The organism is Xanthomonas albilineans (assembly GCF_009931595.1).
GTDB classification, from domain to species: domain Bacteria; phylum Pseudomonadota; class Gammaproteobacteria; order Xanthomonadales; family Xanthomonadaceae; genus Xanthomonas_A; species Xanthomonas_A albilineans.
Map to the genome: position 1 here is coordinate 3,160,536 of NZ_CP046570.1, position 23,323 is coordinate 3,183,858.

The window sequence follows — 23,323 nt, forward strand, 5'->3', positions numbered from 1 at the left end:
TCAGATCGAAAGTCGACGCATATCCGCGTCTACCATCATTGTGATCAGCTGTTCCAGGGACGTCTTGGGTTTCCAGCCCAGCTTTTCCATCGCCTTGCCAGGGTTTCCGAGCAGCACGTCCACCTCAGCCGGACGGAAAAATTTCTCGTCGATCACCAAGTGATCATCCATCTTCAGGCCCACGTGGCCAAAGGCAATCTTGCACATATCGCGCACCGTCGTGGTGAGACCGGTGGCAACCACATAATCACCGCCTTCCGCCTGCTGCGTCATCAGCCACATCGCCTCGACGTAGTCACCGGCAAAGCCCCAGTCACGCTTTGAATCGATGTTGCCCAGGCGCAGCTCCCGCTGCTTGCCCAGCTTGATACGAGCCACGGCGTCGGTGACCTTGCGGGTCACGAACTCGATACCCCGCAGCGGGGACTCATGGTTGAACAGGATGCCGCTCGAAGCGTGCATTCCGAAGCTCTCTCGATAGTTCACCGTCGCCCAATGCGCCATCAACTTCGCCACGCCGTAGGGACTGCGCGGATAAAAAGGCGTCGACTCGCTCTGCATCTCGGCCTGGATCAAGCCGAACATCTCACTGGTGGATGCCTGGTAAAAATGGGCCTTGTCATTGACGATGCGCACTGCCTCGAGCACGTTGAGCGCACCTACGCCATCGACTTGAGCCGTCAGAATCGGCTGCTGCCAAGACGAACCGACAAAGCTCTGGGCACCAAGGTTATAAACTTCGTCAGCCTTGGACATATGCATGGCGCGGATGAGTGACGACAGATCCGTAAGATCGCCATCAAGCAGGACGACGTCATCGGCGATGCCCAATTCGCGCAGACGCCACAGCGTGTCGCTGCTGCGACGGGCAAGAATGCCATGCACCTTGTAGCCTTTGGACAGTAAAAGCCGAGAGAGGTATGCGCCATCCTGGCCGGTAATGCCAGTGATCAGTGCGTTCTTACTCATTGATTTTTCCTTGCATGTTCGAGAATTTCGGAAAGCGTTGATTGTATGTCGAAAGCCTGCATCCAGCCGGTATCGCTCTGGAGTTTCGCGGGACTGGCCACCATGCGCCTCTGCTCGGCAGGACGCATCTTGGCGGGATCTTGGCGGACTTCCGCCTCGACGCCAGTGAGACGGCACATTTCAAGGAGCAAATCGCGGACGCGGCGCTCTACGCCAGACGCAACAATATAAATTCCGCCGGACCTGCCGCGTGTCAGCAGGGCAGCATAAGCCGAGACGACATCGCGCACGTCACTGAAATCGCGCGTCGTATCGATATCCCCCGCCTCGATCACTGCGGGCTGCCGCCCCTCGGCAATGGCGACCACCTGCCGAGCAAGGGAAGAAAGCACGAAACGACCTCCCTGGCCAGCGCCTACGTGATTGAACGGGCGCGCGATCACCACGTCGAGCTTCTCGCTTCGATGCCACTGCATGCAGAGCTGTTCGGCGGCCCATTTACTGACGGCATACGGGCTGCGAGGTTCCGGCAGAAGGGTCTCGTCGACAGGGAGATCGCCCTCGGGAACGCGTCCGTAAATATCACCGGAGCTAACGTACAGGAAGCGCCCGGAGAAGCCTTTCCGCGCAAGCGCCTGAAGGAGATGCAGGGTTCCGATCAAGTTGACCTGCAAAGTCTCATCAGGGTCGTCGAACGACTGGGGTACGAAACTCTGTGCAGCAAGGTGGACTACCGCGTCAGGACACGCATCGCCCAGCGCACTTTCGATTGCAGCCATATCGCGCAAGTCAGTACCGGCTGGCAATGACATCGCCTCAACATGACCGAACTGTCCCCGCGCCACCGCGTCCAGCAGATGCTTTCCGACGAACCCGCCGGCCCCAGTCACAAGAAGCTTTTTACGTACCTCATTCATGCGGAACTTCCCCACGATGGGCAACGATCGCGTAATCGGGAGCGACGTGCGTGCGAGCAAGCAGAGTGTTGATCGAGGATGATCCGGGCAGATCGTCGGGTAGCAAGGGTGGAGCAATCAGATCGCGCCATTCACTGAGGCGCTCGATCCTTGCATCCGAATAACCACGCGCCTCGACGACCCAACGCAGCATCTCTGGTGGCAGCGGATTGCGATGGGTAGGATCCATGTAGAAATAGATCGTCGCCACATCCAGGTTTTCGGGATTCGGAGTTTCGAGGATCAACACGCCGCCGGGTCGCAATACGTGATGACATGCGTCAATGAGTTCAACAACGCGGTCGAACGGCAGGTGCTCGACCAAGTGCATCGAGGTGATCGCGCCAACACTGCCTGCTGGCATCGCTCGAAGCACCTCGATCGCGTCACCCTCGATCACCTCCATACCCCGCACAGCCGCATCACTGACAAAACGGGAATTAAGATCGACGCCGCGCGCATGCAGCCCTTCGTCACGTAACAACGCAAGCCATTCCCCACGACCGCAGCCAACGTCGACGACTGGAGCCTCTAAAGTTCCCGCGCCGCACTCGCGAACGAGTTGCAAGTAGGGACGTGCGCGCGCCTGGATCAGTGACTCGGGTCCACGGAAGCGATCTTCGAACGCTGAATACAGCGCGTCCAACTGTGGCGCAAGAGCGGCACGACGCGCCTCCTCCTCAAGCAGTCGGCTTTCACGCTTTTCCAGACGCAAGTTGGACTGCACCAAAGCATCCAGCGTTTTGCGCGTTTCACGCAACGCGGAGAGTTCATGCTCGATTGCCTCGAGCCGGCTGCCAGCCTCGAGCACTATCTGGTTGACATGCCTCCCCAATCGATGGACCTCGCGCGCGCCGCGAACCTCCAGCCACTCCATTTGGCTTCCGCGACGCCCGAGGCAGAGCAGCGCATGGGCCCAGGAGAGGATGGGACCCACCAGACGCTTGCGCTTCCAGCGATGCAATAGCCACGCTAGGCGCAATCTACGCACAGGCACGCCGGCAGCCATGCCCTCGGGTGAAAAACGCAATAAAGCAATGACGTCCAACTTGGTCTGCGCACCTCGACGCAGCGCCTCTATGTTCTCGAGGAACCCGACCGAGTCCGGCGCACGACGCAGCAGCACACGATACGCGTTGCTAACGAAATCGGCATCGTCCTGAGAAAGCAGATCACCCAAGTCATAGACTTCTCGTGGTGGCGTTGCGGGTGCGGCTGCGGTCCATATCTCGAAATTTTCCGGCCAGCGCAGGGAATCGACGCCAGTTACGCCCGTTGCCTTTCTTCTTAGCACGACCGCGTTGATCTTCCGCAGGATTTCGCCCACGCTCATTTCTATCAGCACCGGCGAGGGAGTGGCGACGATTTTAGGCTGAGGAGTCACGGCAAGCGATCTCCGCGCGGGACTTCGATCGACAGAGTTGGTGGAATCCAGGCCGTACCCACGAAGGTGTCGTGACGGATATTGGCCACATTGAAAACCAGGGCCAAGTCGCGCCATTGGTAATTCCTGACCAGATGCGTCTCTGTACTGGACAACGCCACCGACACCGAATAAGTCCCTGGACCGAGGTTCATCGGGAAACGGGCATTAGCGATCAACTGGTCACCTGCCTGCAAGCGTTCTCGCGTCTGCCCCGTGTGGTGGGTATTCGTGCCAAAAACAGGCTGACCCAGCCTATCTTTGATCATGTAACCGAGCACGAGCCGGTCGATCGACTCGTTAACGCGAATCTTGCAACGCAGGGTCACCGCATCGCCTACGCCAACGTACTCAACTGGATTGCCGGTTTCGTCGAGAAGTTGAATCGAATCAACAACCGCCTCGCCAGTACCGGACTCGGTCGCTGTACGGCCGTCCTCGGTACTTGCAGTCCTGACGCTCGCGTTCTCCTTTTCGGCAATCAGAGCGTTGTAGTAATCCATGACTTCCTGCGGATCGCCGTCTCTGATCAACCGCCCCCCCTCGATCAACAGCGCGCGATCGCACAAGGCCTGGATTGCACCAGCATCATGGGAAACGATCAGAAGTGTCGTGCCAGCCTCTCGGAATTCACGTATCCGCTTGAAGCACTTGTGTACGAAGTACGAGTCTCCCACTGATAGTGCCTCGTCAACGATCAAGGTTTCCGGCCGCACAGCAGTCGCCACGCTGAAGGCCACGCGCATTTGCATGCCGCTTGAATAGGCACGGATCGGCTGGTCGAAGTACTCGCCAATCTCGGCGAAATCCTCGATCGATTCGAGCATCGGTTCGATCTCGTGACTCGCCGCCCCCATCAGGCCGAGAGCATGACGTGCGTTCTCGCGACCGGTTAGCTCTGCATTGAAGCCGAGCCCGAGCTCCAGAAGCGCCGAAATGCGCCCGATAGCCGCCACCGAGCCTTCGTTTGGGCGGACCGTGCCAGTGATGATCTTGAGCAGCGTGCTCTTGCCGGCACCGTTCTGCCCGACGAGGCCGACGGCTTCGCCACGCCCTATCCGGAATGAAATATGCCGCAACACCCAGTGCTCGGACTGCGGCTTGATGGGAACGCCGAACCAACTGGCGAAGCGTTGCAACTCGCTCCGATAACTTCGGTAGCACTTGCCCACACCATCGACGATCAGTACGGAATTGCTCATAGGGCATCAACCATCTCGGCGGAGGCGCGCCGAAAAACGAAGAACGAAAGGGCAAGCGCCACCAATGCAAACACCGCCGGATAGACGAGTGAGTTCTGCGGCGCACGACCATATAGAAAGATGTCGTGGTACCCCGTCGCCAGTGCGGCGACGGGATTCAGTCGCAGGATCGCTTGGAACCTTTCAGGGACAACCTGTGCGGGATAAGCAATCGGTGTCATCCAGAACCAGAACTGCATCGCCACCGCCATGATCTGTCCGATATCGCGCGCGAACACATTGAGCGTACCAAGAAGCAGGCCGATCCCGGTCGCCAATGCGACGTTAATCGACAATAACAACGGCAACCAAACCAGCGCAGGCGTCAGCGAGATGCCCAAGATCGGCACAAGCACCATGATGACCGCGAGCAAGGCAACATTGGTTACCATTGCCGAACCTACCGCGACTAAAGGCAGGCTGATTCTTGGGAACTGCATCTTTTTCAGTAGCGAGCCATTATCGATGAAGACTGTGAGGCAACGCTGCACGATCTCCGCGAACGCGGACCAGCACAATAGACCGGAAAGCAGATAGACCGCGAAAGCGAAGTGGTTTTCGACGCCCGGGAGCTTGGCCGCCAAGACATTCGACAGCACCACCGCGAAAATCAATGCCTGTGCCAATGGCTGCAGAACGATCCAGAGCGTGCCCAGTTTGCTACGCGCAAGCTTGGAGCGGAAATCGTTGGCGATCGACGAAACGATGAAGCCCCTGTAGCGCCATGCGGCCGCAATTAATGATGACATGAGGTTCCTCAATCGTGTTAGGAGTGTAGCGCCGGGCTGGCGGTGAGCTGACGCAAGCGAACATCGATGGCGCGGGCCGCGTGCTGCGGCGAGAGGAGCGTACCGACAGATTCCGCCGCCCGTTGGCCGAGTTTCTGTGCTCGAACAGGGTCATCGGCGAGCATTTGCATGAACGCGGCTGCCTCTTCCACGTTGGGCTCGGCCCAGACATCGCCATGTTCGTGTGGATACTCGCCCTCGCGCACAGGCACCAACCGATATCCCACCAGCATGGCATTGCCGGTCTCCATGAAGTCCAGGTTTCCCGACCAGGCTGTCGCAATGACCGGCTTGCCCATCGCCATGCATTCCGCCAACCCCAAACCGAAGCCCTCCGCGCGATGCAGCGAGACATAAGCATCGCAGCAGCGTTGCAAGGCATGAACATGAGCGCGATCGATCACCTCGTCGCGCACGACAATGCGTGGATCGGTGGCTACCTCGTTGAGCAGGCGACGGAACCAATCTTGGTACCGATGCCCATTGCTGGATTTCACCAACAACCGCACATCGTCGCGTCCCTTTGGGAAAGCACGTTTGAATGCCGCGATCGCGGCATAGGGATTTTTGCGCTCGACCCAAGAATTAAAGTCGAAGGTTATCAGAAAGATAAACTTATCTTCTTCGAGCCCAAAATCTGCGCGTTGCAGGCCGCTGTCGCCAATGGCTGAAAGTGGCTGCGGCACGCGCAAAATCGGCTTGTCAGTGACCATGGAGAATGCGTTTTCAATGAAGCGTGTGGAGACCATGATTTCGTCGACCAAGGCAATGGCGGGAAGCCATGCGCTGGGGACGCGCTCAAGTTCCCAGAACCAACAGGCGATCAGATGTTTTCCTGCGAGACGCTCGACGCCCACGAGCTCGAGCGCCGACTTCAGATAATCGGGATTGACAAAAATAATACTGACCGCATAGGGCAGATCATCGCCAATCCAAGCATCCAGGCTATGGTCATCCCAACCGTGCGGCAGACCGAGGTCGATGTCGAACAATCGCACTGGTACCCCAGCCTCGATCAGCGCACGTGCGTACATGCGCAGGCTCTCACCCAGGCCGAACTGTCCGCGTACATAGCCAAGAATATTGACTCCTGGACCTACAGTCGCTTGCATCGGCGCGACTGGGCCAGCGACAGCCGAGGGCAACGGCCTATCCCATGCAGGCGTACGCGCAAAGCGCACACTTTCGGCAGACGACGCTGACAGCAGCCGAGCTGCACCCACGCGCCAGGAAAGAGGCAACTTCCGATACAGCACGCCCAGCCCGCTGCGCTGCCTGATCCAAGCAGACAGATTGAGCAAAAACAGACCCTTCGGCCCGCGCCGGCGAAGGTCGTTCACCGGCAGGACTCCAGCCGCGGCTCGATCATGTCAGAGCACGCTCCAGGTCTTGCTGCAAATCCCCCACCTCCTCCACCCCCACACTCAACCGCACCAGCGCATCGCTGATGCCGAGCTGTTGGCGACGCTGCGCCGGCACCGAAGCATGGGTCATCACCGCTGGGTGGTTGACCAGGCTTTCGACGCCGCCCAGGGATTCGGCCAGGGTGAATAGGTGGGTCCGTTCGCAGAAGCGCTTGGCCGCCGCGAAACCGCCCTTGAGCAGGATCGAGACGATGCCGCCGTAGCCGGCCATCTGCCGGCTCGCCAGGGCGTGCTGCGGATGCGACGCCAGACCCGGGTAAATCACCTGCTCCACCGCCGGATGCGCTTGCAGCCACTGCGCCAGCGCAAGGGCGTTGTCGCAGTGCGCGCGCATGCGCAGCGGCAACGTCTTGAGCCCGCGCAACGCCAGGAAGCTGTCGAACGGCCCCTGCACGCCGCCCACCGAGTTCTGCAGGAACGCCAGTCGCTCGGCCAGGTCGGCGTTGTCGCCGACCACGGCGATGCCACCCACCATGTCGGAATGGCCGTTGAGGTATTTGGTCGCCGAATGCACCACGATGTCCGCTCCCAGGACGAGCGGGCGCTGCAGCATCGGCGAGGCAAAGGTATTGTCGACCACCACCAACAGACCATGCTTGCGCGCGATCGCGACGATCGCGGCGATATCGACGATCTTCAACATCGGATTCGTCGGCGTCTCGATCCACACCATCTTGGTGGACGGGGTGATCGCCGCCGCGAACGCGGCCGGGTCGGTCAGGTCGACGAAGCTGAACTCCAGCGCGGCGGTGCGCTTGCGCACGCGCTCGAACAGGCGGTAGCTGCCGCCATACAAATCGTCCATCGCCACCACGTGGCTGCCGCTATCGAGCAATTCCATCACCGTGGCGGTGGCGGCCATCCCGGAAGCGAAGGCGAAGCCACGGCTGCCGCCTTCCAGTGCCGCGACACAGCGCTCGTAGGCGAACCGGGTCGGGTTATGGGTGCGCGAATACTCGAACCCCTGGTGCTCGCCCGGGCTGGACTGGGCATAGGTGGAGGTGGCGTAAATCGGCGGCATCACCGCACCAGTGGACGGGTCTGGAGACTGACCGCCATGGATGGCAAGTGTCGCCAGCGCCAGCGCGGGGCTGGCGTCATGGGGGTTCGACGTGTGATCCGTCATGGGGGGTCCGGAAAATAAAGGGCGTGATGGTAACAGGAAGGTCTGAACGGCCTCATGCCGCAGAAGCCGCACCGACGCGTATGTCACTGCACGCGGCGGCGCAGGTAGTTGAGCAGATCGATGCGGGTGATGAGGCCGAGGAAGGCGCCGTCGTTCATAACGATGGCCACCTGTCCGCGGTCGAACACGGGCAGCAAGGCTTCGATTGGCGATTTGACATCGAGCCGGTCGAGCTTGCTGACCATGGCCGTGGACACCGGATCGCGGAACCGCGCTTCGTCGCCGTACACGTGCAACAGGACATCGCTTTCGTCGACGATCCCAACCAACTGGCTGCCCTCCATCACCGGCAACTGCGACACATCGTACAGCTTCATGCGTTGGTAGGCTATGGTCAGCAGGTCGCCAGGGGCGACCACCACGGTGTCGCGCTGGCTGTACGGGCGCAGGATCAGATCGCGCAGATCGCCATACTGTGGACGCTCCAGGAAACCGTTGTCCAGCATCCAATAGTCGTTGTACATCTTCGACAGGTACTTGTTGCCGGTGTCGCAAACGAACACCAGCACGCGCTTGGGCTCGCTCTGCGAGCGACAATATTTCAGCGCCGCGGCCAACAAGGTCCCGGTAGAGGAGCCACCGAGGATGCCCTCCTTGGCCAGCAGTTCGCGCGCGGTGTGGAAGCTTTCCGCATCGCTGATCGAATACGCCTTCTTGACCCGGCTGAAATCGGAAATCTCCGGCAGGAAATCCTCGCCGATCCCCTCCACCAGCCAGGTAGCGGATTTCTCGCTCAGCGTGCCCTGCTCGATGTACTCGGTCAGGATCGAGCCAACCGGGTCGGCCAGCACCAGTTCGGTCTGCGGCGAGGCGGCGGCAAAGGCGCGGGAAAGCCCGGTCACCGTACCGGAACTGCCGCAACCGAACACGATCGCATCCAGCCGTCCGTCCATCTGCCGCAGGATCTCAGGGCCGGTGCCGAATTCGTGGGCGGCTGGGTTGTCGGGGTTGCCGAACTGATTGATGAAATAGGCGTTGGGGGTTTCGGCAGCAATGCGCGCGGCCAGATCCTGGTAGTACTCGGGGTGGCCCTTGGCGACGTCGGAGCGGGTCAGCACCACCTCGGCCCCCATTGCCTTGAGGTTGAAGATCTTTTCCCGGCTCATTTTGTCCGGCACCACCAGGATGAGCTTGTAGCCCTTCTGCTGCGCAACCAGAGCCAGGCCGATGCCGGTGTTGCCCGCAGTTCCCTCGACCAGCACCGCGCCAGGACGCAGATCGCCACGACGTTCGGCCGCTTCGATCATAGATAGGCCGATACGGTCCTTGATCGAACCGCCAGGATTGGCGCTTTCCAGCTTCAAATACAGCTCGCACACTCCGGTATCGAGCTTGCTGGCCTTGACGATCGGAGTATCGCCAATCAGGTCGAGGACGGAGGAATGAATGGCCATCGAATTCGGAGACGTCGCGCCGCGATGGCGACTGGAACGCTGATTATCCGCGTTCGGACACCGAAAGTGAGAAAAAAGACGAAAAAACCGTACTCCCGGCTTCAATCGAGATGACGCGGACGGTGGCAGGCCGACGAGGAGGCCTGCCACCGCCCGCGACAATGGAACCTGTCAGGGTTTCAGTGCGGCTTCTGCTCGTAGAGGCGCAGCAGCTTTTGCTTGGCCACGAGCTTTTCCCGCTTCATCTGGGCCAAGGTGACATCGTCGATCGGCAGCACGCCGAGTTCGGCGTCCATACACTTCTTATCTAAGGTTTTATGGCGCTGGTAAAGCTGCTTGAATTCCGGATCGGACTTGATCAACTCGTCGATTTCGGTCTGCGGTTGCCCTTCGAACATAGGAATTGCCTCCTTCAACTGAAAAACAGGAACGCCCCGGCCATGACGGCACGGGGCGTTGCCTGGGAGCGGAAGCGCATAGACCGACAGCAGGCCCACCACAACGCCCGGGACCATGACCCCGGCGACGCCATCCTGCGGTGCGTGTAACTGCGTCATCGGCTCGGCTCTCCGTTTGGAACCAGGCAGCCGAACGCCACCTGGAACACCGACCCTACGCCTCTCAGCCGCCGCCGACAAGAGCGGTCGACGCAGCGCGCCAATTCAGTTGTTCAACACTCAGGCCCAGGGAAAAAACCCGTTAAACCAACACGAACGCTCAAGGCGCAATCACCACCTCGGCAGCGCGCGCTTTGGTCGCCGCGCCCTTCTTGCCGACTGCCTGCAGCCGGCCGGCAGCAACACCACCGTTGACCAGCGCATCGCGCAGCGCATCGGCGCGCTTCTGCGCCACCCCAGCATCGGCGTCGTAGGCCTCGATCCGGACCCGCCCCTTGGCACCGATCTGCAGATACTGGGCCAGGGCCTTGGCTTGGCTCGCGGCATCGGCCGACAGCGCTGCCTTGCCGGCACCGAAACCGGCGTCGGTAAAGGTGAACACCTCGCCACGCCCCTCGAAGCGCGAGGCCGGCAACTTGGCCCCGGACACCAGCTCGGCTTCTTCGCGCGCCAACTTGGCCGACTTCTGTTGCACGGCGCTGAGCTTGGCGGTCTGCTGCCCGGCGACACTGCTCAGAGCCTGTTCCGCGTCCTGACGCGCCTGCTGATCGGCCTCGGCAGCCTGACGCAGGCTCTGGGCCTCCTCGGCCTGGATCTGCGCCTGCACCCGCAGGCGTTCGGCCTCCTGACGCGCACGCGCCGCCTCACGGCGACTGGCCTCGATCAACAGGTCGCCGCGGGTTTTCTCCAACTGGTCGACCTGACGCCGCGCCAGCTCCGCACGCGCCATGGTCTCGGCGATCTCGACCCGGCGCTCGGCCAGATAGCGCGCCTCCTCGCGCTCGTTGCGCTTGGCGTTGGCGAACGCGGCAAGCGCCTGCTGCGCCTGCAAACGCTCGTAGGCGGCGACGTCGGCAGTGCGCGGATCGGCCTGCAGCGCCACCAGACGCTGATTCAACACCGCCAGCTCCGGATCGTCGGCAGCCACGGCCATCAACGGCGCCAGCAGCAGTACCAGCGCGGCCGGCCACCATCCCCCTGTCAAACGACGGCTCATGGGTGCGCCTCCCCGGTACCGAGCGTGTGTTCCAGTTGCGCCACTTCCGCCTGGCGCTGCTTGAGCTGGGCATTGGCCACCGCCTCCTCGCTGCGCGCCCGCGCCAGGTCGGCATCGGCCGCCACGCGCAGCGCCAACTGTGGCGCGGCCTTGCGCTGGCGGCGGTCCGAGGCCGCCTGCTGGGCCTGCTCCAGGCCCTGCCGGGCGCTGGCGATCAGGTCCGGGGCGTACTGATCGGCATCGGCCTGGATTGCGCGCTGAACCGCCTGCTGCGCAGCCATCAACTCGGGCGAAGCGACTTGAGCGAAGGCGGCGGGCGCAGCAAACAACACCAATACGGCTGCCATTACATATACATACTGCTGACAAGAGAAGTGTGCGAAGCTAGTTTTCATTAAGGGGGGCCGTGGACGGAGACGTCAATCGCGGCTATTGTCGGAAGCCTGTGACACGCTTGCAACTTGCAACGGGCGACACAGGATTTTTTGGGAATCATTGCACATGGATATCGGCTACTTTCTGAAGCTGATGACCGAAAAGAACGCCTCGGACATGTTCCTGACAACGGGAGCACCGATCTATATCAAGATCGAGGGCAAACTGTATCCACTCGGCGCTACTGGCCTGCCGCCGGGGATGGTCAAAAAAATCGCCTACTCGCTGATGGACGAGGGACAGGTACCCCAGTTCGAACGCGATCTGGAACTCAATATGGCTGTCGCCGTGCAGGACGCAGGACGCTTCCGCGTCAACGCGTTCAAGCAGCGCGGCGAGGTCGGCATGGTGATCCGGGCCATTCGCAGCAAGATTCCCAGCATTGAGGAGCTGCATCTGCCACAGGTCCTCAAGGACGTAATCATGACCCCGCGCGGATTGGTCCTGGTGGTCGGCTCGACCGGCTCGGGCAAGTCCACCTCGCTGGCATCGATGATCGATTTCCGCAACAGCACCACCACCGGCCATATCCTCACCATCGAGGATCCGATCGAGTACCTACACAAACATAAGCTGTCCATCGTCAACCAACGCGAAGTCGGCCTGGACACCCATGCTTTCCAAAACGCGTTGAAGAATGCGATGCGCGAAGCACCGGATGTGATCCTGATCGGCGAAATTCTGGACGCAGAGACGATGGAAGCGGCCATCGCCTTCGCCGAGACAGGCCATCTGTGTCTGGCGACCTTGCACTCCAACAACGCCGACCAGACGATCGAACGCATCCTCAATTTCTTTCCCGAGAGCGCACACAAGAACGTTCTGATGAACCTGTCGCTGAATCTGCGCGCAGTGATCTCGCAACGGCTGGTCAAGGACAAAGATGGGCGCCGCCGCCCCGCCTCGGAAGTGCTGTTGAACACGCCGATGATCCGCGACCTGCTGCGCCGCGGCCAGGTCCACGAGATCAAGCAGGCGATGGAGGAATCGCTGGAAGAGGGCATGGAAACCTTCGACCAGTGTTTGTTCCGGATGGTCAAGGAGGACAAGATCGATCAGGAAGCGGCACTGCGCGCGGCCGACTCGCGCGACGGCCTGGCGCTGAAGTTCCGCTTGTCCGAGGGCGCCAGCGGCGAGCACAACCCCTACGAAGACTACGAAAACGACACCGGCGCCTCGTCGCAGATCACACACGGCTTCGTCTGAACCACGATCAGAGCCGGCCGACGCCACTCTCAGCGGCGCCCGGCACCGCGCGCTCAGCCTTGCGCGTCCGGCTGGCGCTCCGGGCGGGCAGCGTCGAAGGCCGGCAGCGCAAGGCATGCCCGCTCGATCCGTTCCAGCGTCGGATAGGCCTGCATGTCAACACCGAAACGACGCGCGTTGTAGACCTGCGGCACCAGGCAGCAGTCAGCCAGGCCAGGGTGCGCACCGTGACAGAAGGCACCTGTGTCGGCCGACTCGGCAAGCAACTGTTCTAACGCGTCGAATCCGGTCGTGATCCAGTGCCGCGTCCATTCTTCGCGCTCGGGCTGCGGCACGTTCCAGTCGCGCTCGAAGAACTGGCTCACGCGCAGGTTGTTGAGCGGATGGATGTCGCAGGCAATCAATTGCGCCAACCCGCGCACGCGTGCGCGGTCGATCGGCGCATCGGGCAGCAGCGGCGGCTCCGGCCAGCGCTCATCCAGGTATTCCAGGATCGCCAGCGACTGACGGATCGGCTGACCATCGTGGCACAGCGTCGGCACCAGTTCCTGCGGGTTGAGCCGCGCATATTCGGGGCAATGCTGCTGACCGCCGTCGCGCAGCAGATGAACCGGCAGCGCCTGGTAGCTCAGCCGCTTGAGCTGCAACCCGATGCGGACCCGGTAGGCGGCACTGGAGCGCCAGTAGGTGTAAAGCTGCAATGCCTCTTGCATGTCCACCCTTCGTCTGCACAAGCGACAACGATACCGATGGACACGCTCGCCGCAAGGCCATCGGTCGTCCCGACACCGCCACCGCTCAGCCCAGGGATCAGGGTCGCGGCGCCTGCTGGATGCGCTGCTCGATCGCGCCGAAGATGCTGGCGCCGTCGCGATCCAGCATCTCGATCCGCACGATGTCGCCGAAGGACAGGTACGGCGTGCCCGGCATACCGTCGCGCAAGGTTTCCACGGTCCGCCGCTCGGCGAGACAGGAGGCCCCGCGCGTCGTGTCGTGGTTGGCAATCGTACCCGAGCCGATCACCGCACCAGCCGCCAATGGCCGGGTCCTGGCCGCATGCGCGACCAACTGGGCGAAATCGAACTGCATGTCCTCGCCGGCTTCCGGCGCGCCGAACCAGACACCGTTGATATGGGTCACCAGCGGCAGATGCACCTTGTCGTCGCGCCAGGCCTCGCCCAGTTCGTCCGGGGTGACGAACACCGGCGACAGCGCCGAGCGCGGCTTGGACTGTACGAAACCGAAACCCTTGGCCAATTCGGCCGGAATCAGATTGCGCAGCGAAATGTCGTTGACCAGGCCGATCAACTGGATGTGTGTGGCAGCCTGCGCCACATCCACCGCCATCGGCACATCGTCGGTCACCACCACGATCTCCGCCTCCAGGTCGATACCGTGCTCCTCGCTGACCGCCTTGACCGCATCGCGCGGGCCATAAAAACCGGCGCTCACCGCCTGGTACATCAGCGGATCGGTGTAGAAGCTCTCCGGCACCTCGGCGCCGCGCGCGCGCCGCACACGCTCCACGTGCGGCAGATACGCGCTGCCGTCGAGGAACTCGTAGGCGCGGGGCAGCGGTGCGGCCAGCGCCACCATGTCCAGGTCGAACTGCCCGTCGGCGCTGCCAGCATTGAGCGATTCGGACAACGCGTTCAGGCGCGGCGCCAATGTGCTCCAGTCCTCCAGCGCGCGCTGCAAGGTCGGGGCGATGCCAGTGGCGCGCACCGCGCGGGTGAGGTCGCGCGAGACGACGATCAAGGTACCGTCACGGCCGCCTTCCTTTAGTGAACCTAGCTTCATGTCCGTCCATTGCGGGGTCTAATGGGGTAATTCTACGACCAGAAGCCGGCTTGGTTTCAATCGAAACTTAAACCGCATTTTGTGCGACACGCCAATTCAGGGTATACTACGCAAGTCTGCATGCGGTCGTCCGTTTCCCTCAAGGACCGCCGGCGAGGCCAGGATCGCCCGATCCGCTCGCCCGCTCCACCCGACGCCTTTCGTGGTGCCGACAAACCCGAGCCTTGCGCTCCGGGTCGATCCACACCATCTCGCAGCGCGGTTCACGGGAACGCTCCGAGCCTCACCTACTTGCGTCTGCGCGCCGGGCTGGTCCCGGCGTCGACGTGTGACCTGGAGCATCCTGATGTCGTTCGAATCCCTGGGCCTTGCGCCCTTCCTGCTGCGTGCGCTGGCCGAGCAGGGCTATGAAACCCCCACCCCGATCCAGTCGCAGGCGATTCCTGTGGCACTGCAGGGCCACGACCTGATGGCCGGCGCGCAAACCGGCACCGGCAAAACCGCCGCGTTCGGCCTGCCGCTGCTGCAACACCTGGGCACCTCGGCGCAGACGGTGGGCTCGGGCCCGCGCAAGCCACGCGCACTGATCCTGACCCCGACCCGCGAACTGGCCACCCAGGTTCACGACAGCCTGCGCGGCTACAGCAAGTATCTGCGCATTCCCAGCGCCACCATCTACGGTGGCGTGGGCATGGGCAACCAGCTCGACGCGCTGCGCCGGGGCGTAGATCTGCTGATCGCCTGCCCGGGGCGCCTGCTCGACCATCTCGAGCGCCGCAGCGTGGACCTGTCCGGCATCGAGATCCTGGTTCTGGACGAGGCCGACCGCATGCTCGACATGGGCTTCCTGCCGTCGATCAAACGCATCCTGACCAAGCTGCCCAAGCAAAACCGGCAGACCCTGTTGTTCTCGGCCACCTTCGAGGAAGGCATCAAGCAGTTGGCCCGCGAGTTCATGCACAACCCGCAGGAAATCCAGGCCACTCCGAGCAACACCGTCGCCGACACCATCACCCACCGCGTACACCCAGTCGATGGCGCGCGCAAGCGCGAACTGCTGCTGCACCTGCTGGCGGCCGACTCGCGCAAGCAGACGCTGGTGTTCGCACGCACCAAGCATGGCGCCGACAAGCTGACCACGTTCCTGGACAAGTCCGGAATCAAGGCCGCGGCGATCCACGGCAACAAGAGCCAGGGCCAGCGTCTGCGCGCGCTGGGTGACTTCAAGGCCAGCCGGATCACCGTCCTGGTGGCGACCGACATCGCCGCGCGCGGCATCGACATCGACCAGTTGCCGCAAGTCATCAACTACGACCTGCCGATGGTCGCCGAGGACTACGTGCACCGCATCGGCCGTACCGGCCGCAACGGCGCCCAAGGCGAGGCAGTCTCGCTGGTGGCGCAGGACGAAGCCAAGCTGCTGCGCGCGATCGCGCGCCTGCTCAAGCGCGATATGGACATTCGCGACGTGCCGGGTTTCGAGCCAGCCACACCGATCCGCTGGGGCAACAACAACCCACCGGACGAGCGTCCGGGCGGCAACCGTCCACCGCGCCGCGGCAGCCATGCACGACGCGGACACGGTGATGCGCCGTCGCACGCCCACGCGGGCAGCAAGAAGCCCGGCGGCCACCACGCCGACGGTGCCCGCCGCCAGGGTCAGGGACGCCGCCAGGGCAATGGCGGCAACCGCCCGCCCAGCAACGCTCCGCACTGAAGCCAGGACACAGTCGCCAGCCCGCGTGGACGTATCCACAAATGCCGCCCTTCGGGGCGGCATGCAGCTCGACCCATCTCCATAGAAGTAGCCAGGGCATACACGATCACGCCACTGATATCGCACGACTCTCCTCATACAATGTCGCCATGGACATCTTCAAAGTTTTCACCCTAGAAGCGGCACACCGCCTACCCAACGTACCGCCAGGTCACAAATGCGCGCGTCTGCACGGACATTCGTTCCGGGTCGAATTGCACGTCAGTGGGGAGCCAGATCCCGAAACCGGCTGGCTTGTCGATTTCGGCGACATCAAGGCCGCGTTCCTGCCGCTCTACGAGCAACTCGACCACCACTACCTCAACGACATTGAGGGCCTGGAAAATCCGACCAGCGAGCGTCTGGCCGTGTGGATCTGGGAGCGGCTCAAGCCAGTCCTGCCCATCCTCAGCGAAGTGGTGGTGCACGAGACCTGCACCTCCGGCTGCCGCTATCGCGGCCCTGCGGCCTGAGCCCGACGGGTCGCCGCACACGCCCCAGCCCGCGACCACATCCCGAACGCCACCGGGAGCGTCTATTTTTAATTCAAGCTATTGATTTTGAATAAATTTAAACGGATCCTGAGCGGCTTCAGAAAAATCATGTTGCAATGCAGCAGGATCGGAGTATGTTGCGCTGCAACAGCCAATCAGCATTCCCACGGAGTTGCATGATGTCCGCCCAGTTCAACGACCAGTTCAGCAGCTATACCCAGCAGTTCGCCGCTACCGCAGCGCGTGCCAATCGTCTGGCGCTGGAAAGCGCGGAGGGCGTGTTCGGCGTACAGTTGAAAACTTTCGAGAAGAACATCTCGGCCACCGCCAGCTTCCTCAGCGAACTGACCGAAGCGCGAGATCTTGGCAGCATCCAGGCGCTGTGGCCGAAGGGCTTGCAGTTGGCCCGCGACAGCTTCGAGCGTCTGGCCACGGCCAACCAGGAAGTGTTCGGTCTCGGCCTGAAGACCTCAGAAGCCATCGGCCAGTTGGCCAAGCATCAGTTCGAAGCAGCCACCGAACAGGCTGCGGCGAAGCCGAAAACTACCAGCAAGTAATCTCTCGCTCTACGTCGCTGCGGCCATGCCGCGCGACGCACCCGGCGGTCTGCATGGGCCCCTCCCCCCATGCAACCTCAGGCCCGGTGGATCCCTCCCTCCACCGGGCTTTTTTATGCGCCGGATTCAGGCCTCTGCACGGGTATCGCACTGCTGCAAGCACAGCGCGTACGTCACCGCTGCATTGCGCCACGGCACGACTCAGCCCGGCGCCACCTGCTCGCCGGACCACGGCTGCAGGAACGTTGCCAGTTGCTCGGCCTGCGGCTGCGGCCTATACGGCAGACGTCCCCAGCACGGCATCGGCAGCCGTTCGCTCAGCATCGCCATGTTGTCGTCGATACGCTCCATCGCCGGGTCGATCTCGTTCCCGATCCAGCCGATGCACTGCAAGCCATCGGCAGCGATCGCCGCGGCGCTCAGCCGGGCGTGATTGAGGCAACCCAGGCGCAAGCCCACCACCAACACCACCGGCAAACCCAGCGCGCGTGCCAGGTCGGCCTGATCCAGCGTCGCCGATAGCGGCGCCGCCCAGCCACCGACGCCTTCCACCACCAACACATCCGCCAGGGCACGCAAGCGGGCGAAGGCAGCGGCGATCGGCTCCAATGACAGTTGCACACCCGCATCGGCAGCGGCCAGTTCCGGTGCCAACGGCAACGGCAAGGCGTAGGGATTGAGATCGTGATACGCCGGGCACGGCACACTCGCCGCCTGCAACGCCAGCGCATCTTCGTTGCGCCAGCCATCGGCGTGACGCTCGCAGCCGCTGGCGACCGGCTTCATGCCGACCGCGCGCTGACCGCGCGTGCGCAAGGCATGCAACAGCGCAGTGCTAGCGATGGTCTTACCGATGCCGGTATCGGTGCCGGTGACGTAGAAGGCGGGAAAACGCATGACAAAAGCCTGTGGATTGAGCGGCAAAACGCGCGGCGGCGCGCAGGATAGCCGGCAACGCGCCCGACGTCAGCCCTGCGACGGCGCTCACAAGGCAGGTCGCGCTGCTAGACTCGCACGATGTTCGCGTCCTCCTCGCTTACCGGCAGCAAGCCGGAACAGTACGCCCAGTTACTCGCTCAGGCGCGTGCGCTGGTCGCTGGCGAACCCGATCGCATCGCCAATGCCGCAAATCTGGCAGCGCTGGTGTACCACGCGTTGCCGCAACTGAACTGGGTCGGTTTCTATCTCTACGATGGCAAGGAACTGGTGGTCGGGCCGTTCCAGGGCCTGCCCGCGTGCGTGCGCATTCCCTTGCACAAGGGTGTGTGCGGCGCCGCCGCCAGCAGCGGGCAGACCCAGCGCATCGACGATGTGGAGACATTTCCCGGGCACATCGCCTGCGATGCGGCCTCGCGCTCCGAACTGGTCGTGCCACTGCTACGCAATGGCGCCCTGATCGGCGTGTTCGATCTGGATAGCCCAGACCTGGCCCGCTTCGACGCCGACGACCAATGCGGCCTGGAAGCCATCGCACAGGTCTTCGTCGACAGCCTGCGATAGACGCACCGCGATGCGTCGTCCGACCAAGCTGCGCAACATCGGCCCCAAGAGCACCGCCTGGCTGCGTCAGGTGGGCGTGCACACACCCCAGGATCTGGCGGCGGCCGGTGCAATTGGCGCCTTCCTCAAGGTCAAGCGCGCCGGCTTCAAACCCAGCCTCAACCTGCTGTACTCGCTGGAAGGCGCGTTGCGCGACTGCCATTGGCAGCAACTGCCCGAAGCACGACGCACGCAGTTGCTGAGCGAACTGGAAACCGCAGCAACCGCATTGCAGGCCGCCCACGGTCGACCAATGGCCGCGCCAGTGGCGACCACCCGCTTCGCTCGCGACGACGACGACGACAAGGCTCACAACAGCACTGGGAGCGATGAGGAGCCCAGCCGCCGCGCCGGCACCAGTGCGATCGACTGAACCGCGCCACAATGGCGTACAATCGAGCCACTTCAAGGTGACCCGCCGGCTCCGGCCCGCGGGTTGAAACGGGAAGCCGGTGCGTCTTGCGACAAAGCCGGCGCTGCCCCAGCAACGGTAAGCGATCCGCGCTGACGACCCACACCGCTGTGCCATGGCATGGGCAGGCGTCGCAGCCGGGAGGTCCGCCTCCGCCTCCGCCATCGCCAGCCCGGAGACCGGCCTTGCAGTTCACAGGTTGCGATGCGCGGGCGTCGCGCGTGCTGCGCCATGTTCGGTGCTGTCCACTCGCTCGCTCCCATTCGCGACTCCCTTGTTGTCACAGCGCACGCTCGCGCGCCGGAGTTGCTACCCCATGTCGTCCCACCTGCTTTCGGTCGCAATCGCGTCCGCCCTGTTCCTGCCTTCGCTGGCGCTGGCCGCCGATGCCGCCAACGACCTCGATCAGGTCCTGGTCACCGCCACCCGCACCCAGATCGCAGTGGAGGACAGCGTGGTACCGGCACAGGTCATCGACCGCGCCGAGATCGAACGCAGCCAGGCCGATTCGCTGGCGCAGTTGCTGCAAGGCCGGGCAGGCATCGGTATCTCCAACCAGGGCGGGCTGGGCAAGTTGACCACCCTGAACCTGCGCGGCAGCGAATCGGACCACGTGTTGGTGCTGGTAGACGGCGTTCGCATCGGCTCGGCCAGCGCCGGCTTGGCCGCGTTCCAGGACCTGCCGCTGAGCCAGATCGAACGCATCGAGATCGTGCGCGGCCCGCGTTCGAGCCTGTACGGCTCCGACGCCATCGGCGGCGTCATCCAGATTTTCACCCGCCATGCCGGCCAGGGCTTCCAACAGAACCTGAGCCTGGGCGGCGGCAGCGATGGCCTGCGCGACGCCAGCGCCGGCTTCAGCAACCGCGGCACGCGCGGCTGGCTCGCCGTGCAGAGCGGTTACCAGAAGACCCGCGGCATCAACGCCTGCAACGGTTCGGCCATGCTGTTCGCGGGCTGCTTCGTCGACCAGCCCGACCGCGATGGCTACCGCAACGTCTCGCTGAGCGCACGCGGCGGCTACGCGCTGAGCGATACGCTGCGGGTCGCAGGTCAGGCGCTGAACATCGACAGCCGCAACGCATACGACGGCGACCCGGTATACGCCGGCAACGAGGCCGACAACACCCAACAGGTGTTCGGCGGCACCCTCGACTGGACCCCATCCGAGCGCCTGCACCTGAGCACGCAACTCGGCCGCAATGTCGACGATGCCCACAGCTACTACCGCGCTCCGGGCAGCCACACGCGCAGCTTTGTCAGCACCTTCGACAGCCGCCGCGATACCGCGGCGGCGCAGGGCGACATCACCCTGACCGAAGGCCACCTGCTCAGCGTCGGCAGCGACTGGCAGCGCGAACAAGTGACCAGCACCACCGCCTTCGACGTCGACAGCCGCCGCAATACCGGCGTGTTCGCCGAATACCAGGGCCATTTCGGCGCACAACAGCTACAGGCCAGCGTGCGCAGCGACGACAACCAACAGTTCGGCGAACACACCACCGGCAGCCTCGGCTGGGGCCTGGCCCTGGGCGGCGGGGTCAAACTCACCGCCAGCATCGGCACTGGCTTCAAGGCGCCGACCTTCAACGACCTGTATTTCCCCTTCGCCGGCAACCCGGCACTGAAACCGGAGAAGTCCAAGAGCGGGAACCTGGGCGTGGCACAGTACGCGGACACTTGGAACTGGACCTTCAACGCCTACGAAACCCGCGTCGACGACCTGATCTCCTACGACGCCGCCACGTTCCTGCCGGTGAATGTGGACGAGGCGCGCATCCGCGGTGCCGAGCTGACCGGTTATGCGACGCTGGCCGGCTGGGAACTGTCGGCGCAGCTGAGCCATACCGATCCACGCAACCGCAGCGACGGCGACAACCGCGACAACTGGCTGGCGCGGCGCGCACAGAACACCGGACGACTGGACGTGGATCGCGGCTTCGGGCCGATCAAGTTCGGCATCACCGCATTCGGCAGTGGCCACCGCTACGACGACGCGGCCAATCAGGTGCGCCTGGGCGGCTACGGCACGGTCGATCTGCGCGTGGAATACGCATTCGCAGCCGACTGGACATTGCAGGCCAAGGCCAGCAACGTATTCGACCGTCGCTACCAGACCGTGAATTGGTACAACCAACTGGGCCGCGAGTACGGCCTAACCCTGCGCTACGCGCCAGCGGCACGCTGAGCGTTCACAACACGCTGCGCCGCATGGCGCAGCGCGGGTGGAGACGCAGCGAAAGTGGTATGCGCTCGAAACTCGCGGTTCAGCGCAACCGCAATAATTCGCGCACGTCGTCCATCAACAGCACGACATCGGCCTTGGTCAGATCCAACATGCGCGGATAGCCATAGCGCACCAGCGCCACGGGCATGCCCGCGGCATGCGCCGCCTGCAGGTCGGTCGCGGAATCGCCCACCATCAGGCAACGCGAGGGCGGCTGCGCAAACTGCCGCGCCAAGTGCAGTAACGGTGCCGGGCTGGGCTTGCGCTCGGATAGGCTATCGCCACCGAGTACCGCCGCAAACGCATCGGCCACACCGAGATGACACAGTAACGGCGACACCAAGGCGACCGGCTTGTTGGTGCACAGCGCCAACGTGGTGCCGGCGGCGCGCAATTGGGACAGCGCCTCAGCCACGCCCGGATACAGACGTGGACTGCGCAACAGACAGTCCGCGTAATGACGCATGAAAACCGGCATCACCACATCGATCGGAGTGGCATCGTGCGCGTGCCGCCATGCGCTCTCGACCAGCGTGCGCACGCCTTCGCCGATCCAGCCAAGCACGCTGGCCTCGGGCACACGCGCCAAGCCGAACGCGCTCAGCGTGCGATTGAGCGCTTCGGCGATGTCGGCGCCACTGTCCACCAAGGTGCCGTCCAGATCGAATATCACCACTGCATAAGGAAACGTCATCTCGTTGCTGTGCCCGCGAAGAAGGCAGGCATTGTAGGCGGCACCATGTTGCGACCGACACACCCCTGCACATCGGCAGGCGGGTGACGCGCGATGCGCATCACGCTCGGATCAGGCGAACAGCTGGCCCTGGGTCTGCCCTGGCGCGCACTCATGGAAGCCGGATAATCCCACTCCCACCAGGCGATAACGCGTGGATGCGGGCAAGTCCACACGTTGGCGCAACGCCAGGGCGATGTCGATCAACGTCTGCAGCGATTCCGGCGGCCGCTCCGGAGTGAAACTGCGGGTGAGAATGCGGAACTGCGCGGTCTTCAGTTTCAGCACGACGGTGCGGGCGACCCGGTCGGTGCGACGGGTGGCGTCCCAGGTTTTTTCCGCCAGACGCCGGATCGCCGGCTCCAGCGCCTCCAGCGCCAGGTCTTCGGCGAACGTGTCCTCGGAAGAAATCGATTGCACCGGCTGATCCGATTCCACAGGACGCTCGTCGATGCCACGCGCACGCTGATACAGGCGCAGGCCAAAACTACCGAAACGCGCCTCCAGTTCCGCCTCGCTGCAATCACGCAGGTCACCGACGGTGACGATACCCAACGCCGCCAGCTTGCTCTGCATGACCTTGCCCACGCCCGGCACCTTGTTCACCGGCAGCGGGGTCAGGAATGCTTCCACGCGATGCGGGTGAATCACGCACTGACCATCCGGCTTACGCCAATCCGAGGCGATCTTGGCCAGGAACTTGTTCGGCGCGATGCCCGCCGAGGCGGTCAATGCAGTTTCCTCGCGAATCTGCGCACGGATGGTCTGGGCGATCTCGGTGGCGGCGGCAGGCCCGCCCTTGGGCACGGTCACGTCGAGATACGCCTCGTCCAGCGACAGTGGCTCGATCAGATCGGTATGGCGCTGGAAGATCGCGCGCACCTGTCGCGATACCGCCTTGTAGCGGGCGAAATCCGGCGGCACGAAGATCGCATCCGGACACAACCGTTCGGCACGCAGCGCCGGCATCGCCGAACGCACGCCGAACACGCGCGCTTCGTAGGATGCAGCGCACACCACCGAGCGCATGCCGCGCCACGCCACCACCACCGGTTTGCCGCGCAATGCGGGATCGTCACGCTGCTCCACGGACGCGTAGAACGCATCCATGTCCACGTGAATGATCTTGCGCATCGGCCCTGCATCCTCCCCCTACGGATGGTTGCGGC

Annotated in this window: 23 protein-coding genes and 1 riboswitch; of the genes, 7 read left to right on the forward strand and 16 right to left on the reverse strand. The window is 63.2% G+C overall.

Annotated elements, in window-relative coordinates:
• The 11 genes from XaFJ1_RS13190 to XaFJ1_RS13240 all read right to left on the reverse strand — a co-directional run bounded on the left by XaFJ1_RS13190 (nt 1) and on the right by XaFJ1_RS13240 (nt 11,390).
• Entirely contained in the window at nt 1-969 is a 969-nt protein-coding gene (locus XaFJ1_RS13190) for a GDP-mannose 4,6-dehydratase (RefSeq protein WP_012917176.1), read from the reverse strand.
• Nucleotides 966-1,886: a GDP-mannose 4,6-dehydratase gene (locus tag XaFJ1_RS13195; protein WP_012917177.1), complete on the reverse strand. Its 921-nt coding sequence runs from the start codon at nt 1,884-1,886 to the stop codon at nt 966-968. Before XaFJ1_RS13195 ends, XaFJ1_RS13190 begins: the two co-directional genes overlap by 4 nt.
• On the reverse strand, nt 1,879-3,309 hold the full coding sequence (locus tag XaFJ1_RS13200; RefSeq protein ID WP_230598092.1) for a class I SAM-dependent methyltransferase: 1,431 nt from the start codon (nt 3,307-3,309) through the stop codon (nt 1,879-1,881). The genes XaFJ1_RS13195 and XaFJ1_RS13200 overlap by 8 nt, the downstream gene beginning before the upstream one ends.
• Nucleotides 3,306-4,550 carry an ABC transporter ATP-binding protein gene (locus tag XaFJ1_RS13205; RefSeq protein WP_012917179.1) on the reverse strand — a complete coding sequence of 415 codons (1,245 nt, stop codon included), beginning with the start codon at nt 4,548-4,550 and terminating at the stop codon, nt 3,306-3,308. Before XaFJ1_RS13205 ends, XaFJ1_RS13200 begins: the two co-directional genes overlap by 4 nt.
• Nucleotides 4,547-5,338 carry an ABC transporter permease gene (locus XaFJ1_RS13210; protein WP_012917180.1) on the reverse strand — a complete coding sequence of 264 codons (792 nt, stop codon included), beginning with the start codon at nt 5,336-5,338 and terminating at the stop codon, nt 4,547-4,549. The genes XaFJ1_RS13205 and XaFJ1_RS13210 overlap by 4 nt, the downstream gene beginning before the upstream one ends.
• A 17-nt stretch (nt 5,339-5,355) precedes the next feature.
• On the reverse strand, nt 5,356-6,717 hold the full coding sequence (locus tag XaFJ1_RS13215) for a glycosyltransferase family 4 protein (protein ID WP_012917181.1): 1,362 nt from the start codon (nt 6,715-6,717) through the stop codon (nt 5,356-5,358).
• A gap of 25 nt (nt 6,718-6,742) precedes the next feature.
• Nucleotides 6,743-7,927 carry a cystathionine gamma-synthase gene (locus XaFJ1_RS13220; RefSeq protein WP_012917182.1) on the reverse strand — a complete coding sequence of 395 codons (1,185 nt, stop codon included), beginning with the start codon at nt 7,925-7,927 and terminating at the stop codon, nt 6,743-6,745.
• Nucleotides 7,928-8,010: 83 nt separating this feature from the next.
• Nucleotides 8,011-9,381: a pyridoxal-phosphate dependent enzyme gene (locus tag XaFJ1_RS13225; protein WP_012917183.1), complete on the reverse strand. Its 1,371-nt coding sequence runs from the start codon at nt 9,379-9,381 to the stop codon at nt 8,011-8,013.
• 179 nt (nt 9,382-9,560) lie between these two features.
• Complete coding sequence (locus XaFJ1_RS13230; RefSeq protein WP_045757024.1) at nt 9,561-9,779, reverse strand: HP1242/YdcH family protein; 219 nt, start codon at nt 9,777-9,779, stop codon at nt 9,561-9,563.
• Nucleotides 9,780-10,098: 319 nt separating this feature from the next.
• Complete coding sequence (locus tag XaFJ1_RS13235; RefSeq protein ID WP_012917185.1) at nt 10,099-10,995, reverse strand: OmpA family protein; 897 nt, start codon at nt 10,993-10,995, stop codon at nt 10,099-10,101.
• Nucleotides 10,992-11,390 (reverse strand): DUF4398 domain-containing protein, encoded by a 399-nt coding sequence (locus tag XaFJ1_RS13240; protein WP_045757025.1) that lies wholly within the window; start codon nt 11,388-11,390, stop codon nt 10,992-10,994. Before XaFJ1_RS13240 ends, XaFJ1_RS13235 begins: the two co-directional genes overlap by 4 nt.
• A 106-nt stretch (nt 11,391-11,496) precedes the next feature.
• Between XaFJ1_RS13240 and XaFJ1_RS13245 the strand changes: the two genes are divergently transcribed.
• Entirely contained in the window at nt 11,497-12,636 is a 1,140-nt protein-coding gene (locus XaFJ1_RS13245) for a PilT/PilU family type 4a pilus ATPase (RefSeq protein ID WP_012917187.1), read from the forward strand.
• Between the two features lie 53 nt (nt 12,637-12,689).
• Here XaFJ1_RS13245 and maiA read toward each other — a convergent pair whose 3' ends face one another.
• Together maiA and XaFJ1_RS13255 are read right to left on the reverse strand one after the other, a co-directional pair.
• A complete protein-coding gene (gene maiA, locus XaFJ1_RS13250) occupies nt 12,690-13,349 on the reverse strand; it encodes a maleylacetoacetate isomerase (RefSeq protein WP_012917188.1) in 660 nt (219 codons plus the stop codon).
• Nucleotides 13,350-13,446: 97 nt separating this feature from the next.
• A complete protein-coding gene (locus XaFJ1_RS13255; RefSeq protein WP_012917189.1) occupies nt 13,447-14,436 on the reverse strand; it encodes a fumarylacetoacetate hydrolase family protein in 990 nt (329 codons plus the stop codon).
• A 346-nt stretch (nt 14,437-14,782) separates the two neighbouring features.
• Here XaFJ1_RS13255 and XaFJ1_RS13260 point away from each other — a divergent pair, with 346 nt between their 5' ends.
• The 3 genes from XaFJ1_RS13260 (at nt 14,783) to XaFJ1_RS13270 (ending at nt 17,243) form a co-directional block, all read left to right on the forward strand.
• A complete protein-coding gene (locus XaFJ1_RS13260) occupies nt 14,783-16,153 on the forward strand; it encodes a DEAD/DEAH box helicase (RefSeq protein WP_012917190.1) in 1,371 nt (456 codons plus the stop codon).
• A 149-nt stretch (nt 16,154-16,302) separates the two neighbouring features.
• Nucleotides 16,303-16,665, forward strand: a complete 363-nt coding sequence (queD, locus tag XaFJ1_RS13265) for a 6-carboxytetrahydropterin synthase QueD (RefSeq protein WP_012917191.1) — start codon at nt 16,303-16,305, stop codon at nt 16,663-16,665.
• A 200-nt stretch (nt 16,666-16,865) separates the two neighbouring features.
• Complete coding sequence (locus XaFJ1_RS13270; RefSeq protein ID WP_045757401.1) at nt 16,866-17,243, forward strand: phasin family protein; 378 nt, start codon at nt 16,866-16,868, stop codon at nt 17,241-17,243.
• A 201-nt stretch (nt 17,244-17,444) separates the two neighbouring features.
• Here the strand turns inward: XaFJ1_RS13270 and bioD are convergent, their stop codons facing one another.
• Nucleotides 17,445-18,140, reverse strand: coding sequence for a dethiobiotin synthase (gene bioD, locus XaFJ1_RS13275; protein ID WP_012917193.1), 696 nt, complete (start codon nt 18,138-18,140; stop codon nt 17,445-17,447).
• A 120-nt stretch (nt 18,141-18,260) separates the two neighbouring features.
• Here bioD and XaFJ1_RS13280 point away from each other — a divergent pair, with 120 nt between their 5' ends.
• From XaFJ1_RS13280 to btuB, 3 genes are all read left to right on the forward strand, one after another.
• Nucleotides 18,261-18,743: a GAF domain-containing protein gene (locus XaFJ1_RS13280; protein ID WP_012917194.1), complete on the forward strand. Its 483-nt coding sequence runs from the start codon at nt 18,261-18,263 to the stop codon at nt 18,741-18,743.
• Nucleotides 18,744-18,753: 10 nt separating this feature from the next.
• Complete coding sequence (locus XaFJ1_RS13285; RefSeq protein WP_012917195.1) at nt 18,754-19,155, forward strand: TfoX/Sxy family protein; 402 nt, start codon at nt 18,754-18,756, stop codon at nt 19,153-19,155.
• 18 nt (nt 19,156-19,173) lie between these two features.
• A riboswitch (cobalamin riboswitch) is annotated at nt 19,174-19,396 on the forward strand.
• 114 nt (nt 19,397-19,510) lie between these two features.
• Nucleotides 19,511-21,382, forward strand: coding sequence for a TonB-dependent vitamin B12 receptor (gene btuB / locus XaFJ1_RS13290; protein WP_012917196.1), 1,872 nt, complete (start codon nt 19,511-19,513; stop codon nt 21,380-21,382).
• A 79-nt stretch (nt 21,383-21,461) separates the two neighbouring features.
• Here the strand turns inward: btuB and gph are convergent, their stop codons facing one another.
• Complete coding sequence (gph, locus tag XaFJ1_RS13295) at nt 21,462-22,115, reverse strand: phosphoglycolate phosphatase (RefSeq protein WP_012917197.1); 654 nt, start codon at nt 22,113-22,115, stop codon at nt 21,462-21,464.
• Between the two features lie 111 nt (nt 22,116-22,226).
• Nucleotides 22,227-23,288 carry a DNA polymerase IV gene (gene dinB / locus XaFJ1_RS13300; protein WP_012917198.1) on the reverse strand — a complete coding sequence of 354 codons (1,062 nt, stop codon included), beginning with the start codon at nt 23,286-23,288 and terminating at the stop codon, nt 22,227-22,229.
• Nucleotides 23,289-23,323 lie beyond the last annotated feature (35 nt).

Excerpts from the sequence above, each read along its gene's own strand:
- XaFJ1_RS13190 (WP_012917176.1), bottom strand. The coding sequence starts at position 969 with ATGAGTAAGAACGCACTGATCACTGGCATTACCGGCCAGGATGGCGCA.
- XaFJ1_RS13195 (WP_012917177.1), bottom strand. The coding sequence starts at position 1,886 with ATGAATGAGGTACGTAAAAAGCTTCTTGTGACTGGGGCCGGCGGGTTC.
- XaFJ1_RS13205 (WP_012917179.1), bottom strand. The coding sequence starts at position 4,550 with ATGAGCAATTCCGTACTGATCGTCGATGGTGTGGGCAAGTGCTACCGA.
- XaFJ1_RS13210 (WP_012917180.1), bottom strand. The coding sequence starts at position 5,338 with ATGTCATCATTAATTGCGGCCGCATGGCGCTACAGGGGCTTCATCGTT.
- XaFJ1_RS13220 (WP_012917182.1), bottom strand. The coding sequence starts at position 7,927 with ATGACGGATCACACGTCGAACCCCCATGACGCCAGCCCCGCGCTGGCG.
- XaFJ1_RS13225 (WP_012917183.1), bottom strand. The coding sequence starts at position 9,381 with ATGGCCATTCATTCCTCCGTCCTCGACCTGATTGGCGATACTCCGATC.
- XaFJ1_RS13230 (WP_045757024.1), bottom strand. The coding sequence starts at position 9,779 with ATGTTCGAAGGGCAACCGCAGACCGAAATCGACGAGTTGATCAAGTCC.
- XaFJ1_RS13235 (WP_012917185.1), bottom strand. The coding sequence starts at position 10,995 with ATGAGCCGTCGTTTGACAGGGGGATGGTGGCCGGCCGCGCTGGTACTG.
- XaFJ1_RS13240 (WP_045757025.1), bottom strand. The coding sequence starts at position 11,390 with ATGAAAACTAGCTTCGCACACTTCTCTTGTCAGCAGTATGTATATGTA.
- XaFJ1_RS13245 (WP_012917187.1), top strand. The coding sequence starts at position 11,497 with ATGGATATCGGCTACTTTCTGAAGCTGATGACCGAAAAGAACGCCTCG.
- maiA (WP_012917188.1), bottom strand. The coding sequence starts at position 13,349 with ATGCAAGAGGCATTGCAGCTTTACACCTACTGGCGCTCCAGTGCCGCC.
- XaFJ1_RS13255 (WP_012917189.1), bottom strand. The coding sequence starts at position 14,436 with ATGAAGCTAGGTTCACTAAAGGAAGGCGGCCGTGACGGTACCTTGATC.
- XaFJ1_RS13260 (WP_012917190.1), top strand. The coding sequence starts at position 14,783 with ATGTCGTTCGAATCCCTGGGCCTTGCGCCCTTCCTGCTGCGTGCGCTG.
- queD (WP_012917191.1), top strand. The coding sequence starts at position 16,303 with ATGGACATCTTCAAAGTTTTCACCCTAGAAGCGGCACACCGCCTACCC.
- XaFJ1_RS13270 (WP_045757401.1), top strand. The coding sequence starts at position 16,866 with ATGTCCGCCCAGTTCAACGACCAGTTCAGCAGCTATACCCAGCAGTTC.
- bioD (WP_012917193.1), bottom strand. The coding sequence starts at position 18,140 with ATGCGTTTTCCCGCCTTCTACGTCACCGGCACCGATACCGGCATCGGT.
- XaFJ1_RS13280 (WP_012917194.1), top strand. The coding sequence starts at position 18,261 with ATGTTCGCGTCCTCCTCGCTTACCGGCAGCAAGCCGGAACAGTACGCC.
- XaFJ1_RS13285 (WP_012917195.1), top strand. The coding sequence starts at position 18,754 with ATGCGTCGTCCGACCAAGCTGCGCAACATCGGCCCCAAGAGCACCGCC.
- btuB (WP_012917196.1), top strand. The coding sequence starts at position 19,511 with ATGTCGTCCCACCTGCTTTCGGTCGCAATCGCGTCCGCCCTGTTCCTG.
- gph (WP_012917197.1), bottom strand. The coding sequence starts at position 22,115 with ATGACGTTTCCTTATGCAGTGGTGATATTCGATCTGGACGGCACCTTG.
- dinB (WP_012917198.1), bottom strand. The coding sequence starts at position 23,288 with ATGCGCAAGATCATTCACGTGGACATGGATGCGTTCTACGCGTCCGTG.